The organism is Skermanella pratensis (genome assembly GCF_008843145.1).
Classification (GTDB): Bacteria; Pseudomonadota; Alphaproteobacteria; order Azospirillales; family Azospirillaceae; genus Skermanella; species Skermanella pratensis.
The window spans coordinates 826268-841944 of sequence record NZ_CP030265.1 but is presented as its reverse complement, the minus strand read 5'-3'; the positions used below and the strand labels follow the sequence as shown (position 1 = coordinate 841944).

The window sequence follows — 15677 nt, the reverse complement described above, 5'->3', positions numbered from 1 at the left end:
GCCGGACCATGCGGTCGAAGATCCTGGACCTGCAATCAAGACAGCCACACCGGAACGCTCCCCACGACAGCCGTCTGATCGCGGCTTGTGTGGCACGCTACGGCGGGACCTTCAGACCGTCAAGCCCGAAGATAGAACCAACCCACGGATACTTCGACCCGTTTCAGGAATAAGTCGGGAGCTTCCCGCCCAATTCGTCCTCGATATGCACCCGGATGATCTCGTCGAACGACCGCTCCGCCGTGAAACCCAGGGATTCCGCCCGGCCGGTGTCGAAATCACGCGACCAGCCGGACACGATCTTGATGATGAACGGGTCCGGCTCATGCCGGATCAGTTTCACGGCCTTGTCGCCGGCGACCCGGCGCAGCGCCTCGATCTGCTCCCCCACGGTGGCCGACAGGCCGGGCATCGACAGGTTGCGGCGCCAGCCCAGCCGCTCCAGGTCCATGGTCGCGGCGTGCAGCAGGAACCCGACCGCGGAGCGCGGGCTGGCGTGCCAGTGCCGGACATCCTCGCCGACCGGCAGCACGGCTTCGTGCCCGGCGAGCGGTTCGCGCAGGATGTTGGAGAAGAAGCCCGACGCCGCCTTGTTCGGCTTGCCGGGGCGGATGCAGATCGTGGGAAGCCTGATGCCGATGCCGTCGAAGAAGCCCCGCCGCGAATAATCCGCCAGCAGCAGCTCCCCCATGGCCTTCTGGGTGCCGTAGCTGGTCAGCGGCGTGGTGAAGAACTCGTCGCCGATCTTTTCCGGGAACGGCGCCCCGAACACCGCGATGGAGGAGGAGAAGACGACGCGTGGCTTGTACGGCTCCCGGGCGGCTTCGAGCCGGATCGCCTCGAACAGGAAGCGCGTCCCGTCGAGATTGATGGCGTAGCCCTTCTCGAAATCCGCCTCCGCCTCGCCGGAGACGATGGCCGCGAGGTGGAAGATCACGTCCGGCCGCGCCGCGACCAGCTTTTCCACCTCGCCCGGTTTGGAAATGTCGAGGGCGGCCGTCCGAACCTCGCCCTTGAACCCGGCCGGTGCCGCGGCCTCGACCATGTCGGCCAGAGTCAGGACATCGACGCCCTGGCCGCCGAGTTGCCCGTCAACCGCCAGCCGGTCGGCCAGTTTGCGGCCGACCATGCCGGCCGCGCCGATGATGAGAATATGCATGCTCTTCTTCTCCCTTGCCCGCCGTCTGGACGCGGCTTGTCCGACGACGCTATGGCGCGAGTTCTGGACCGTCAACCCTGGGATGAGGCCATCCGGGGCCGCCCGGCCGCGATCGGCGCCGCCCGCGGCGTGGCGGGAGCCTCGTCGGCACCGACCCGGAACCAGATCGCGTAGAGGGTCGGCAGGAACACCAGGGTCAGCACGGTACCGGCCGCCGTGCCGCCGATCAGGGTATAGGCCATCGAGCCCCAGAAGACGGAGGTGGTCAGCGGGATGAAGGCCAGCACGGCGGCCAGCGCCGTCAGGATCACCGGCCGGGCGCGCTGGACGGTCGCCTCGACCACTGCGGTGTAGGGATCCTGCCCGTCCCGCTGGTTCGCGTGGATCTGGCCGATCAGGATCAGCGTGTTGCGCATCAGGATGCCGGACAGCCCGATCAGCCCCAGGATCGCGTTGAAGCCGAAGGGCTGCTGGAACAGCAGCAGGGCCGGCACGGCGCCGACCAACCCCAGCGGCGCCGTCAGGAACACCATGGCGGTCGCCGCCAGCGACCGGGTCTGCACGACGAGGACCAGCAGCGTCAGCAGGATCATGACCGGGAACAGCGGGACCAGCGCCGCGTTGGCCTTGCCCGCGTCCTCGATGTTGCCGCCCGCCTCGATCCGGTAGCCGTCGGGCAGCCGCGCCATCAGCGGCGCCAGCGCTTCCAGGATCTCCAGCGAGACCTCGGGCGGCTGCAGGGTCTCGTCGATGTCGGCCTGGACGGTGATGGTGGGCGTGCGGTCGCGCCGCTTCAGGATCGGGTCCTCCGGCCGGACCTCGACGCGGCCGACCTGGGCGAGCGGGACCGGCCGGCCGTCGCGCGCCGTCAGGGTCAGCTCGCCGAGCCTGGACGGGTCAAGGCGTTCCGGGCCCGCGCTGCGGGCGACCACCTCGACCGCGCGGATACCGTCCCGGACCTGGGTCACCGGCACGCCGGCCAGCAGGAATCGGAGCTGCTCGCCCACGTCCCGGGGCGTCAGGCCGATCAGGCCCAGGCGGTCCTGGTCCAGGACGAAATGCACGGTCGGCGCGCGCTCGCCCCAGTCCTGGTTGACATGCCGGGTATGGGGATTGGCCCGCATCACCGCCTGGACCTCGTCGGCGATGGCGCGGAGCCGCGCCGGATCGGGACCCATCACCCGGAAATTGACCATGAAGCGGGAATAGGGGCCGAACACCAGCTGGGTCACCCGCAGCCGCGCCTCCGGCGCCAGCCCCTCCGCGATCCGCTGGCGCAGGCGGAGCTTGAGGCGGTCGCGCGCCTCCGCGTCGGGGGTCAGCACGACCAGCTTGGCAAAGGACGGATCGGGCAGTTCCGGGCTGTAGGACAGGAAGAACCGGGCGGCGCCCTGGCCGATATAGCTGGTGACGATCTCCGCCTCCGGCTGGAGCTTCAGCCAGGCCTCGACCTTGGCCGTCGCGGCCGACGTGGCGGCGATGCCGGTCCCTTCCGGCATCTGCACCTCGACCAGCACCTCCGGCCGGTCGGAGGCCGGAAAGAACTGCTGCTTGACCGTGCCCAGGCCCAGCCCGGACAGGACCAGCAGGCCGACCACCGCACCCGCCACGGGGAACTTGCGGCGGACCGACCAGTCCACGATCCGGCGCAGCCGGCGGTAGTTGGGCGTCGCGTAGATCGCCGCGTGCCCGCCCGGGACCGGCTTGATGTCGGGCAGCAGCTTGACCCCGAGATAGGGGGTGAAGATCACCGCGACGAACCAGGACGCGACCAGGGCGAACCCGACGATCCAGAAGATGTTGCCGGCATACTCGCCCGCGGTCGACCGGGCGAAGCCCACGGGCGTGAAGCCGATGACGGTGACCAGCGTGCCCGACAGCATGGGGGCGGCGGTGTGGCTCCAGGCATAGGCGGCGGCCTTGGCGCGCTCGAAGCCCTCCTCCAGCTTCACCACCATCATCTCGATCGCGATGATCGCGTCGTCCACCAGCAGGCCGAGCGCCACGATCAAGGCGCCCAGCGTGATCCGGTCGAACGCCCGCCCGGTGTCGAGCATGACCACGAAGACGATCGCCAGCGTCAGCGGCACCGCCGCCGCGACCACGATGCCGACCCGCCAACCCAGGCTGGCGAGGCTGACCGCCATCACCACGCCCAGGGCCGCGAAGAACTTGAGCATGAACTCGTCCACGGACTCGCGGATATTGACCGCCTGGTCCGTGATCTTCGTGAGCGAGAGGCCGGCCGGCAGCTCCGCCGAGATCCGCGCCCGCTCCGCCTCCAGCGCCGCGCCCAGCTCCAGGCCGTTCCAGCCGTCCTGCATGACGACGCCGAGCATCAGGGCCGGCTCGCCGCCGTGGCGGATCAGGAAGGTGGCCGGGTCCTCGTAGCCGCGCTCGACCGAGGCGATGTCCGACAGCTTCAGCACGCGCCCGCCGGAGACGATCGGCGTGTCGCGGATCTGCTGCAGGTCGTCGTAGGCGCCGTCGAGCCGGACGAAGACCTGCGGCCCGTCGGTCTCGATCGATCCGGCCGGCGTGACCGCGTTCCGGCGCTGGAGCGCGTCGAAGATGTCCCTGGCCCCGATGCCGAGGGTCGCCAGCCTCGCGTGGGAGAACTCGACGAAGATCCGTTCCGGACGCTCGCCCAGGATGTTCACCTTCTTGACCCCCGCCACCTGCAGCAGCCGCTGGCGGAGCCGTTCGGCCTCCCGCGTCAGCAGCCGCGGCGGCATGTCGGGCGCCTGGACCGCGAAGAGGGCGAACGTCACGTCCGAGAACTCGTCGTTGACGAAGGGTCCCAGGACGCCCTGCGGAAGGTTGCGGGCCTCGTCGTCCAGCTTCTTGCGGGCCTGGTAGAATTCGGCCGGCACCTCGGGCGGAGGCGTGTCGTCCCTCAGCGTGACCGTCATGAAGGCCAGGCCGGGACGGGTGAAGGTCTCGACGCGGTCGTACCAGCGAAGCTCCTGGAGGCGCTTCTCCAGCGGATCGGCGACGAGGTCCTGCATCTCCCGGGCGGTCGCCCCGGGCCAGACCGCCGAGACCGTCAGCACCTTGATCGTGAAGACGGGGTCCTCGGCGCGTCCCAGCTTCACGAAGGCGTAGCCGCCGGCCAGGATGATCGCGACGATCAGGAACAGGGTGACCGAGCGCTCGCGGACCGCCAGGGCGGAGAGGTTGAAGCCCGTCATCGCAGCCCCGCGAGATCCTCGGCGACGCGGACGCGCTGCCCTTCGTGGAGGAAGCGCCCGCCCAGCGCCACGATCCGCTCGCCGATGCCGACGCCGCCGTCCAGGGTGACGGTTTCCCCGCCGACCGCGCCGATCCGGACCGGCCGGAACGAGACGGTCGCCCCGCCGGGCTCGGGGCCGGGCCCGGGGCCGGAATCGAGCACCCAGACGCCCGGCCCGTCGCCCCGGTCCGCGACGGCGCCGAGCGGGACCCTGCCGGCGGCAGGTGCTGCGGCCCCTTCCAGGTACACCGTGACGGTGGCGCCCAGCGGCGCCCGCGCCGCCTCGCCGTCGAGGACGTAGCGGGCGTCGAAGGTCCGGGTGACGGAATCGGCGGCATCCGAGAGCAGGCGCAGGCGGGCCGGCCACTCCGCGCCGCTGCCGTAGAGGCTTGCCCGCGCGGCGGAGCCGAGGGCGGGGCGCAGGGTTTCCGGCAGGCTGACCGCCGCCTCCCGCGGGCCGGCATGGGCCAGCCGGACGACGGGCTGCCCGGCGCCGACGACCTGCCCGGGCTCGCCCAGGGTTTCCACCACGGTGCCGTCGGCATCGGCGACCAGGGTCGCGTAGTCGGCCTCGTCCCGCGCGATCTTCAGGGTCGCCTCGGCGGCGGCCAGCAGCGCCCGCGCGCTGTCGGCCGCCGCCTTCGCCTGGTCGTAGGCCGCGGTGGAGACGGCGCCGGACGCCACCAGCCCGCGCAGGCGGGTCTCGTCGGCGGCGGCCTGGATCAGCCGCGCCTTCGCCGCCGCGACGTTGCCGAGCTGCGCCGCGATGGCGTGCTCGTACCCGGTGCGGTCGATCCGCATGAGGGGCTGGCCGGAACGGACCACTTGGCCGGCATCGACCAGACGCTCCACGATCTTGCCCGGCACGCGGAAGCCCAGGTTGCTCTGGATGCGGGCGGAGACGGTGCCCGTGAAGCCGCGGACCGCGGGGCCGGCGGGCTGCACCGCCGCGACGCGGACCAGTTGGGGACCGGTCCGGGGATCGGCCGGCGCCTCTTCGGCCGACTGCGACGGGGTGCAGGCGGCGAGCGCGAGCGCCAATGCCATGAGGGGGAGGGCCGCCGGGATGCGGCGGGTGGCCGGAAGAAAGGCGAGCGGGGAGAAGGCGGTGGAGGTACTGAACCTGCTGGAACGCGTCATGGCGGGCCTCCGTGGGACATCGAAGACCACACTAATTCACGAGTGATGAATTTGTCAATCCGTCACTTATTACTCATCACCCAAAGGATAGGGAGCTCTCCGCCGTCCGGCCGGTCATGCGCTCAGCCCCCGCAGGACCAGGGTCGCCACGGCGGTCGTATTGTCGTCCAGGTCGTCCAGGGTCCGCTCCAGGATGAGGGGATGCCAGAACGGCAGCATCGTCTGGATGATGGCCCGGCAGGTCTCGTCCAGCGGTGTCTTGCGCTCGAACTCCCCGGCGTCCCTGCCGTCCCCGACCACCTGCCGGACGATATCCTGCAGGGCGGTCTTGTGGGTCATGGGCGCCTGCCAGTCCTCTTCCACCGCGGCCTGGACGATGTCGTGGAGCTTCCGGTCGTTGAAGAACAGCTCGGCGCTGCGCTTGCCCAGCGTCTTGTAGATCCGCCGCAGCCGGTCGGCCGCCGGTTTCGGCTCCCCCGCGATGGCGCGCAGCTCGGCCTCGATGGAGCCGAGGCACCGGCCGCAGACCGCCTCCCCGATCGCCTGCTTCGACTCGAAGAACTTGTAGACGTAGGCGGTCGACAGTCCGATCGCCTTGGCCAGGTCGGCGACCGTGGTCTTCTTGTAGCCGTAGTGGCGGAAATGCTCGTCCGCCGCGGCAAGGATCTGCCCGCGCCGCTCGTGCTCCGCCGGTCCGCGCCGGCCGGACGGCGGCGGCTGCGGGCTCTTGTCATCGATCATGCCGGTCATGGTCGCTGGGTTCTCCCGAACGCTCTGAAAGGGTCTGGCCGAAAGGGCCTGGGCGGCGGGCCGGGTGACCACCGGCCACCGGCCCGGCTGCCGGTCGTTATGGGTGATGATAGCGTTGATTCGTCACCGACGCCACCCCGGGACCTGGGCCGGGACCTGGGCCGGGACCTGGGCCGGGACTGGGCCGGGACTGGGCCGGGATGTGAACCGGTTCATAGCGGGCGGGCGGGATCGGCTTTAACCAATCCGGAACAAGGCGTCCGGGCCTTTGGCCCCGGCTGCGCAGAACGCGGAACTCCGGAACGCGAGGCATCGGGATGGCGACGGCGCGGACTACATCGGTTGGGGTGCCCTCGGTCGGGACGCGGCACCCGGGCGGCGGCCAGGACGGCGCCCCAGCGGATGCCGGGGAGATCCTGAACGCCGTGCTCCTCTCCGCCATGGCGGGGCGCAGGGCCCTGGCCGTGACCGCCGACCGGGAGGACGACGCCGCCCTTCTGGCTCAGGCCGTCGGATCGCGCCTGGAGGCGGCGGGTGCCGTGGTCATGACCGCCGTCGCCCAGCCCGGCATGACGCTGGAGGATCTGCTCGACCAGGCGGCTCCCTCGCGGACCGTTCCGGCCGGAGGGGAGTCCGCCGGCGGCCCCGCGGCGCTGGCCTCCCGCCTGCTCCGGGGGGAGGATGCCGGGCTTCTCCTCGTCCTGCAGGCCCATGCCCTGGACGCGGACCTGCTGGGCAGGCTGGTGGCGCTGTCCCAGGCGGATTGGGGAGAGGGCCGCCTGCTCCAGGTGCTGCTGGCCGGGACCGCAGGGTTGGACCTGGATCCGGACGGCCCGGTGTCCCGATGGCATCTCGCCCCGCCGCGGGACGCAGGCCTTCCGCAGGCATCCCCCGGCGAACGGCCGCCCCCGGCCCCTTCCCGTCCGCACCGCCTTAGCATCCCCGCCCTGGCCTGCGTCGCTGCCGCCGCTGCGGCGTGCTGGCTTGTCGCCACCGGGCCGGAGCCCTCCCCGGTTCACACGGAAGCAGTCCAAACGGCGGAAGCGGTCCAAGCAGCGGAAGCGCCGGAACCGGCGGAGGCGGCTGTCGGCCTGCTGGTTTCCAGCGACCACGGCGCGGCCCCGGTGCTGCCCGCCGGGGAGACCATCGTGGTGCGGGTCGAGACCGCCTCGGACAGCTTCGTCTATTGCTACTACACGGACGGGCTCGGCCAGGTGGCGCGGCTCTTCCCCAACCGCTTCCAGCCCGACGCCCTGGTTCCGGCCGGCAGGGTCGTGGAGGTGCCACCCGGACCGGAACGGCCCTTCCACATCCGCCTGGACACGCCGGGACGACCGGAGGTGGTCGCCTGCTTGGCATCCCCGACCGAGGTGGACGGTGCCGCGCTCGACGGGATCGACGGCGTCCGCACCGACGACCTGCTCCCGATCCCCGGGCTGGAGTTGCAGGACATCCTGGGCGCCTTCGCGAGGCTGTCGGGTCCGGGGGTGGACAGCGCCACCATGCCCATCACCGTCACGGCGGCGGCACGTCTTTCCCCCTATCTTCAGAACGCCGGTCTGTCGGCGGGCAGCGAGTAATCGGGCGGCGGGGTGCCCGCCATGCCGCTCACCCCCCGGGAGCATGTCAACAAACGTGATCATCCGTTCGCCTCGCCCTGATCATCCGGAGTTGCCGGCACGTTCCGGGGATAGGGTGCCGGCGGTGGCCCCCCACCCCCAAAAATGTCAGCGAACGTCATCATGCGTACTCCTTCGCGTGACTGTCAGGAACCGCCACAGATGCCCGGGTCACAGTGCCGGCGGTGGCTACGCCCCCACGGGGATGTCAGCAAAAGTCGTCATGCGTACTCCTTAACGTGATGTCTGGAGCTGCCGGAAACGGCGCGGGCGACCGTGTCGGCGATGGCTACACCCCCTCGGGGATGTCAACAAAAGTCGTGATTCATACCTGGAAACTTTATGTTCCCCAGTCCTCCGCCAGCACGCGACTAACGCTGCCCGATCAGGTCGATCCGGCCGGGACAGCCGGGCCGATGCGTTGGGCCACGGCCCAACCTTGTCTTTTGGTGACGTTGTATAGAGGTTTTGTCGGGGGGAACCGGGTGCCCCGTCAGGAGCACCCGGTTCACGGGGTCAGGACACTGAGCCCAACCAAGGTTAGGCACCGCACGTAGCAGAGTGCCTGCCCCGAGCCCTCGGCGTTTCTCGCACAGTTGCCAGGCGCCGTGCTTTTGGCCGGACGCCGCAGACAAGGACGAGTTCACCATGTCTTGCCAATCCTACTGCATCGGGATCGATGCCTCCAAAGCCTATCTTGACACCTGCGGCGTGCCGGGCCGCGGCGCGTGGCGCCTTCCCAACACGGCCGAGGGCCACACCGCCCTCGCGACGGTGCTGGGCGCGCTGCGCGCGGGCGGCGACGAGGTGCTGGTCATGATGGAAGCGTCGGGCGGCTGCGAGCGCGAACTGCACCACGCCCTGGCCCGGGCCGATGTGCCGGTCGCCGTCGTCAATCCCAAGTGGGCGCGTGACTTCGCCCGCTCGACCGGCCAGCTGGCGAAGACCGACCGGGTCGACGCCCGGATGCTCCAGGCCTTCGGCGAGGCCACCCGTCCCCGCCCGACGCCGGTCCCGGAGCCGTTGCGCGCCGAGTTGATCGAGATGCTCGACTACCGCGACCAGATCCTGGCCGAGATCGTCGCGCGCGGCCATCAGCTCAAGCACCTGCGCGGCGACTTCATGCGCCGGCGCGCCGAGACGGCGCTGGAAGCGCTGCGCACCGAGGCCGACACCCTGGCCTGGATGATCGAGGCGAAGCTGAACGACGACCCGGGGTTGCGGCAGCGGGCCGCCCTGCTGCGCAGCTTCCCCGGGGTCGGGCCGCTGAGCGCGGCCATGCTGGTGGTCCACATGCCCGAGTTGGGCAGCCTGACCGGCCGGCAGGCGGCCAGCCTGGCCGGCCTGGCGCCGTTCGCCCGCGACAGCGGCACCCTGCGCGGGGTGCGCACGATCTTCGGCGGCCGGGCCAAGGTGCGCCGGGCGTTGTTCCACGTCGGCCGGGTCGGCCTGCGCCACAACGCCACGCTCAAGGCCTTCTATGACAGCCTGAAGGGACGCGGCAAGCCGGGCAAGGTGGCGCTGGTCGCCTGCATGCGCAAGGCGCTGGTGATCCTCAACGCCCTGCTCCGGACGGGCCGGCCCTGGGTGGCGGAGTACGCCGCCGACGGGCCGCCGGCCGAAGCCGCCTCCGCCACGGCATCCTGAGCCCCATCCCTTTGTTCGACCGGCGGCACCATCCCTCCGTCCCCACCTCGGTCCAGCGGGCGGCGGGCGGAGCGGCGGTCAAGGAGGGCCGAAGGCCACCGCGGAGCGGCGCGCAGCGTCCTTGATGGCCGCTCCGCCCGCCGCCCGCTGGACCGAGGTGGGGGCGGCCAAGAGCACGTCCGACAACCGCCGCGGCAAACCGCTGACGGCGGCGTCTTCCCGTGACCATGCATGCTGCTTGAAGTTGTATATCCACACCCAACGATGCGGCTCACAAAAACAGTTGCTACGCTCGACGGCCCGCATCACCGCCGCTTCGCGTCAAACCATAGGTTGGGCCGTGGCCCAACGCATCGCGGCGAGTGGAACGGCAGGCCGCAGGGACCGGAGCTGGTCAACTTGGTCGGAAACCGCTCCAATGAGCGTGCGCCGGTGGATGAAGAGAAGGATAACGGAGCTTGCAAGGTTTTTTATCCTCAAATCTTCAGGATTGCAATCCTCAATCCTGCCGTGGAACCGAAATCCGGAAACACATTTCAGAACCGGAAATGGTTTGCCGTGGCTCTCCTTCTCCTTGAAGACCACGGCGCAGGCGGCATCCCTCAGCCCGTCGCCCTTGTACCCCGCCCCTATCGAGCGGGCCGCCGCTCATCCCGCCCTGCGGTCACAGAACCAGCCAATCGACGGATGTGTCCAAGGCCTCGGCGAGCGCCTTGTAAGCCTCCACCGACCCAGGCTTCTTGCCCGCCTCGATCTCGGACAGATAACCCGCGCTCACTCCCGACTTGGCTGCGAGCGCCCGCAACGACAGTCCTCGGAACTCGCGCCAAACGCGGACGGCGCTCTCCCCATTGATGATGCGCCCGGCCCACTCCAGCGGCATCGGCTGACCGCCGCGCGCGTTCATCGCGGCGAGGATGTCTTCCAAGTCCGCAACCCGCTCGGTGAGCGCGTCGTACTCGGCGCGGGAAATCGTGAGCGTCTCAATCATAGGCTTCTCTCCGGTGTCGAACATCCTTCCGGTTGACACTGCAAACGCATTTGACCAACGCCTCCACTAGACATTGGGATCGTTTCCCGTTACCATACCATTACTAGCGTTTATCCATGCCGCCCATTGGCGCAACGCGTTACCGCAGCGCCTCATAGAACCTCGCGACCAATCTCGCCCCAACTTTTCTGAAATTGCCTCCCCAATAGCTTCTCCCGTAATCCTCGGTTGGTCGGCGAGCAATTGCCGTGCAAGATCTACAGCGCGACCCGCTGCAGCGGCACCTTGGACGAGCGTGACTGCGTCAGTAGAATTTACTAAGTTGGAAATGCCAGAAGGCCCGTACAGACGAAGGTTCCTTAGAGCCCTCACTGCGTTTCGGCCGTGACGTGTTGAAAGCTCTGAATGAGACAAAGTCGGTCGCTCCCGGGCTTCAATGAGCGCGGCGACCACCTTTGCCGGAGGCGACTCGCCAAGAAAAAGGTGCTCGCCGCGACGCTCGTTTCCACTGTCGAGATGCTGCGAGCGTAGCCCTTTCTGCGAGCCCTCCCGCAACAGATACGTCGCTCCGTCAGGCTGAATCAGGCCAACGCCCATGAACCACCTAAGCATGCGCTGAGCGTATACTTCCCAGGTATGTTCAGTGGCAGCAGCAATGCCCGGGTTGTCCCGAAGCATGTGCCTAAATCCGTCCTCCGAAAATGTGCCGCCTACTCCAACCTCCGACACTATCCTTCGGTACGCGACATGTGATCGGCAAAACTCGTGTACAACCCGCGCTGCTGTCGTCTCATCCTCTTGCAAGGCCTTCACCACCTCAGCTTTGCGGTTGGCTTCTGCATTGCCGATGCTGACCAAATCCCGGACTATGTTATCAGTCGCCCCCTCACTGAGGCCCAAAACAGCAGCAAGCGCACCATAAGTCACCTCGTCCTTATTGAGAAGAAATGATAGCGCCTGGGCATACCGATGGTAACTGGCTTGGGGAACGTAAGTGACCGGGATTTGCGGGACCTTGCCAGTCAAAATATAATCACGGAATATATCCCAATATATGTTCAATCTTGGGCCGGTCTTTACCAAAAGTCTTCTATCTATGAGACTTGAGACTACCTCTTCCCCAAAAGTATTAACAATTTTAAAAAATTCTGCCGGAGCATCATTAGCAGTTGCTTTCAGACAAGCAAGCTGAGCAGAACTAAGGAGCTCAACATCCTTCTCGAACAACTCCTGAATACTTAGAGACCGAACCAAGACATCATTCTGGTCAAGCCCTGCCCTTGCTTGTGCCAGGATGTGTATGCAAAGTTTCTTCAGCAACCAAGGATACCCTTGACAGTGGTCTTGCAATAACCGTCGCAGCTGTGGCACCAAAGGTTGACCTAGTTCTTGGCCAAACCTGTTCAGGGCTGTCGAGACTTCATGAACTGAGAATGGAGTCAACTCGAATTCAAGCCGTCGATCTGCGAGCAAATGCCATAAATGATACGCCTTGTGCTCTGGCGGAATGGCTCCGTCAGTCTTCCATGAAAAGCCTATCACTACGTTTTCTTGCGCTTCATCAACGGCGTTACACAATGTTTTGATTTCATCAAAAACTGTAGAGAGTTCATCCTTGTAGAGTAGCTCCTCAAACTGATCAAAAAGGAGACAGACGACCTTACCTTCCTGCTTCAGTTCGGCAGCTATTGTTCGCATTGCTTCGGTAGCAAATGGATTGTCGGCACCACCGAACGTAAACTCGCCAGGGTTCGAAACAAATTTATGCCGGATCGCCTCTTCAAACGTGCGGAATAGTGCAAGTTCGCCGAAGCGCCGTGAAGCTGCGGCACGACAATCAACCGCGAAGATGAAATACCGCTTTTGGTCTCGTGGCCGCTCGCCACGTGCCGCGATCTTCAATACGCAAGAACTCTTACCCCAACCAGATGGAGCTTTGATCGCCAGCAGACGCGTGCGCGTTTCTCGGCCTCGTACGCGCTCCAGCAACGAAAAGACGCCTGACAGAATCTTATCGCGCCCTACAAAGTCTTCAGGTCTTGCTGGCCGGTAGTCTGCCCAGTGGTCAGCAACCGGAACTCGAACGATGCTCTGAAGCTCTTCCCGCAGGCGATCTGAATCAGCGTTGAGTTTCTCAGTTCGACCTGAGAGCCACGTTAGATCCGCCAGCGATGTATCTGTTTGGGCGACAGTGTCTAATGTTCCTTCATCATGCACCCTGGCGCCAGTAACAGCATCGAACAGCAGCGCAGACTGTCGCACACCCGTGCTGGCATCGGAAACAGGAAGGGCCCAATACTCTCCCGATGGAGTTAGTAGTAGATATGCTTCTTCCGCAATTCGGAGCCCTACGGGCCGCTCGAGTATCTCCGGTGAACGGATCAACCCCGCGTCGACAAGCCGCCGAATGAGTCGGCCAGGATCGTAGGTCTGCAACGGACTTGGTCAGTTTCCCCGGTCGGCGGGTGTGTCGAGGTGATGTGAGGGCTTCCCATGATGAGGGTGGACATGGTTGTCTAAGCCATGTCCGTAGCGCCGCTTCCAGACTTGGACGCCCTGTCTCTCGCCGAGCTGAAGAAGCTGGTGGTCGAGCTGCTGGTTCGCGTATCGACATTGGAAGAGGAGAACCAGCAGCTGCGGGCAGAGAACGCCCAGCTGAAGGATCTACCGAAGAAACCGAAGCTGGCACCGGGCGGCATGGACAAGGCGACAGAGCCGGACAGGCGGGCCAGGACCAAGGAGGCGCGCCGGCAGCGGCGCAACCGGCAGAGTGGCCGGCGCACCCCGCCGGTGACCACGGAGCGCACCCTTGTCATCGAGGCCCCGGCGGGCTCGCGCCGGCGCGGCTTCGAGCCCTTCACCGTGCAGGATCTGATCCTGGCGCCGCAGGTCATCCGCTTCCGCCGCGAGCGCTGGGTGACACCGGACGGCCAGGAGATCATCGCACCGCTGCCGCCCGAGGTGCGCGGCCACTTTGGCCCCGGGATCGTGCGCTTCGTGCTGATGCAGCACGTCCAGGGGCAGGTGACGGTGGAGCGCCTGCGCGCCCAGCTGAGAGGCCTGGGCGTGCGCATTTCCAAGGGTCAGATTATCACCCTCCTGACGGCCAACAAGGATGCTTTCCATGCCGAGAAGGACGCCATCCTGGAGGCCGGGCTGGCAACTGCCGCCTGGGTGACGGTCGATGATACCGGCGCCCGCCACGCTGGGGCCAACGAGTACACGACGCACATTGGCAATGACCGCTTCGCCTGGTTCGCTACCCGGCCGTCGAAGAGCCGACTGAACTTCCTCGACCTACTCCGTGCCGGCCATCCCGACTACGTGATCAATGCCACGGCGCTGGCCTACCTGGTCGAACACGGCGTGCCGGAAAGCATCGTCGCCGCTCTGCTCGCCGCCGGACCCCGGAGCTTTGCCGACGATGCGGCGTGGCAGGCCCAGCTGGACAGCTTCGGCTTCGGCGCCGGTCATCGTCGGCGGGTCACCGAGGCGGCCATGGTCGGAGCCATCGTCGCCCGCGGCCTGCTGACCGACACCGTGATCATCTCCGATGATGCCGGTCAGTTCGACGTTTTCCAGCACGCCTTGTGCTGGATCCACGCCGAGCGCCATCTCCGCCGGATCGTCTGCGTGACCAACGAGCAGCAGCGCCAGGTCGCGCTGCAGCGCCAGCTGGTCTGGTGGTTCTACGCCGATCTCAAACTCTACAAGGACGACCCGAACGCCATCCGCCGAACGGCGTTGAGGCGGCGCTTCGATCGGATCTTCACCCGGGTCACCGGCTTTGCCGAACTCGATGAGGCCGTCGCCCGGACCCTTGCCAACAAGGACGAGCTGCTGCTTGTCCTCGACCGGCCAGATATCCCGCTGCACACCAACGGCTCGGAGAACGACGTCCGCAGCTTCGTCACCAAACGCAGGATCTCCGGCGAGACCCGCTCCGCGGCCGGCAAGCAGGCGCGGGACACCTTCCTCAGTTTACTGAAAACCTGCTCCAAGCTCGCCATCTCGTTCTGGGACTACCTCGGGGCTCGGCTAAATATCCCGGACGCCGACCGCGTGCCCTGGCTCCCCGATCTCATCCGCCAAAACGCCTCAGCGTAGTCCACAGCAAACCGCCGTGGCCGCTATCCGCCGACGAAACTGACCAAGTCCGTCTGCAACCGGCGCCGTTCTTCGGGTGACTTAGCATTCCATTCGTCACAGAAGCCCTTTGCATCCTTGCTTAATGCATACGTTGAGATCAGCCAGCCAGCGGAGAAGCTCTTCCCCATGACTTGCCCGAGGATTTTGAAGAGAACCTCTGCAGCGATATTCGCGCGATGCGCTTTGCATTCGACAAGAACTCTCTCACCAGTTGTGCGTTCTGTCGCAAGCAGATCGACCTCCATTCCGGTGATCCGGAGTTCTTCCGTAACCTCAAAATTCTGTGTTACCAAGAACTTCCGAGCGAACCTCTCGAGAACACGACCTCGCTCAGTGGTGCTAGTATCGGGGGGCACCGCAACCTCAATGAACACAAGAGCCGGCATCAAAACATCCGCAGAGGAGAGGAAACTGATGAGCGACATCATCTCCTACTTTATTGATGCCGACAATGCCCGTAAAACGCGGTTCACGTTCAAGCAGCGCTGCGGGTGCCCGTTCAGCGCGGCAACTGGTACACACCCATTCTCAAATTAGCCCCGAAAGGGAGTGCCAGCTCGAGGCAGTCGCCATTGTGTACCACCCGCTTGCCAAAACCTCAGATAAGCTTTTGCTTCTTAGCCTTAAATGAGCTGGTTGGGGCGGCAGGATTCGAACCTGCGTATGGCGGTACCAAAAACCGCTGCCTTACCGCTTGGCGACGCCCCAGCCTTGAGGTGGGGCGGACCATAGCCACAAAAGCGTGCTTCCGCAAGCGGCTGCTTGGCTCCCTCTCCGGTGCGGGAAGCCCTCGTCCCGGAGAGATTCCAGAGGAATTCCCGAGAGGTGCCGGAGCGGTGGCCTGCACAAACCACATGGGAGATGCGTCGGAAATTCCATTTGACGCAGCGCAGCATGTGATTATATAGCAATTCACAGCGCCGATTTGAGCACCAGATTGCGGGCGCTTTATAAATGCAGCTAAAGAGCGTGGGGATCCGCCCGGCGTAG

Annotated in this window: 11 protein-coding genes, 1 tRNA gene and 1 riboswitch; of the genes, 4 read left to right on the top strand and 8 right to left on the bottom strand. The window is 66.3% G+C overall.

What is annotated here, in order from left to right; translation table 11 throughout:
• Positions 1 to 163 precede the first annotated feature (163 nt).
• The 4 genes from denD to DPR14_RS03790 form a co-directional block, all read right to left on the bottom strand.
• Positions 164 to 1159 carry a D-erythronate dehydrogenase gene (gene denD, locus DPR14_RS03805; protein WP_158043988.1) on the bottom strand — a complete coding sequence of 332 codons (996 nt, stop codon included), beginning with the start codon at positions 1157 to 1159 and terminating at the stop codon, positions 164 to 166.
• A 71-nt stretch (positions 1160 to 1230) separates the two neighbouring features.
• On the bottom strand, positions 1231 to 4350 hold the full coding sequence (locus DPR14_RS03800) for an efflux RND transporter permease subunit (RefSeq protein WP_158043987.1): 3120 nt from the start codon (positions 4348 to 4350) through the stop codon (positions 1231 to 1233).
• On the bottom strand, positions 4347 to 5531 hold the full coding sequence (locus tag DPR14_RS03795) for an efflux RND transporter periplasmic adaptor subunit (RefSeq protein ID WP_158043986.1): 1185 nt from the start codon (positions 5529 to 5531) through the stop codon (positions 4347 to 4349). Before DPR14_RS03795 ends, DPR14_RS03800 begins: the two co-directional genes overlap by 4 nt.
• 114 nt (positions 5532 to 5645) lie before the next feature.
• Entirely contained in the window at positions 5646 to 6281 is a 636-nt protein-coding gene (locus tag DPR14_RS03790) for a TetR/AcrR family transcriptional regulator (protein WP_246148813.1), read from the bottom strand.
• A gap of 317 nt (positions 6282 to 6598) precedes the next feature.
• On the opposite strand from DPR14_RS03790, the gene DPR14_RS03785 reads away from it, so the two are divergent.
• Entirely contained in the window at positions 6599 to 7861 is a 1263-nt protein-coding gene (locus DPR14_RS03785; protein WP_158043985.1) for a DUF4384 domain-containing protein, read from the top strand.
• A gap of 687 nt (positions 7862 to 8548) precedes the next feature.
• Entirely contained in the window at positions 8549 to 9547 is a 999-nt protein-coding gene (locus DPR14_RS03780) for an IS110 family RNA-guided transposase (protein ID WP_158043700.1), read from the top strand.
• A 664-nt stretch (positions 9548 to 10211) separates the two neighbouring features.
• On the opposite strand, the gene DPR14_RS03775 is transcribed toward DPR14_RS03780, so the two are convergent.
• Both DPR14_RS03775 and DPR14_RS03770 read right to left on the bottom strand, forming a co-directional pair.
• Positions 10212 to 10538 carry a helix-turn-helix domain-containing protein gene (locus tag DPR14_RS03775; RefSeq protein ID WP_192499256.1) on the bottom strand — a complete coding sequence of 109 codons (327 nt, stop codon included), beginning with the start codon at positions 10536 to 10538 and terminating at the stop codon, positions 10212 to 10214.
• Positions 10539 to 10604: 66 nt separating this feature from the next.
• Positions 10605 to 12800 carry an nSTAND1 domain-containing NTPase gene (locus DPR14_RS03770; RefSeq protein WP_158043983.1) on the bottom strand — a complete coding sequence of 732 codons (2196 nt, stop codon included), beginning with the start codon at positions 12798 to 12800 and terminating at the stop codon, positions 10605 to 10607.
• 261 nt (positions 12801 to 13061) lie between these two features.
• Here DPR14_RS03770 and DPR14_RS03765 point away from each other — a divergent pair, with 261 nt between their 5' ends.
• Positions 13062 to 14645 (top strand): IS66 family transposase, encoded by a 1584-nt coding sequence (locus tag DPR14_RS03765; RefSeq protein ID WP_158043385.1) that lies wholly within the window; start codon positions 13062 to 13064, stop codon positions 14643 to 14645.
• A gap of 23 nt (positions 14646 to 14668) precedes the next feature.
• Here the strand turns inward: DPR14_RS03765 and DPR14_RS03760 are convergent, their stop codons facing one another.
• Complete coding sequence (locus DPR14_RS03760) at positions 14669 to 15073, bottom strand: restriction endonuclease (RefSeq protein ID WP_246149287.1); 405 nt, start codon at positions 15071 to 15073, stop codon at positions 14669 to 14671.
• Positions 15074 to 15101: 28 nt separating this feature from the next.
• Here DPR14_RS03760 and DPR14_RS28625 point away from each other — a divergent pair, with 28 nt between their 5' ends.
• Positions 15102 to 15224, top strand: coding sequence for a hypothetical protein (locus DPR14_RS28625; RefSeq protein WP_281352732.1), 123 nt, complete (start codon positions 15102 to 15104; stop codon positions 15222 to 15224).
• Between the two features lie 96 nt (positions 15225 to 15320).
• On the opposite strand, the gene DPR14_RS03755 is transcribed toward DPR14_RS28625, so the two are convergent.
• Positions 15321 to 15395: transfer RNA gene (locus DPR14_RS03755), tRNA-Gln, on the bottom strand.
• Positions 15396 to 15594: 199 nt separating this feature from the next.
• Positions 15595 to 15672: riboswitch (SAM riboswitch) on the top strand.
• Positions 15673 to 15677: the final 5 nt, after the last annotated feature.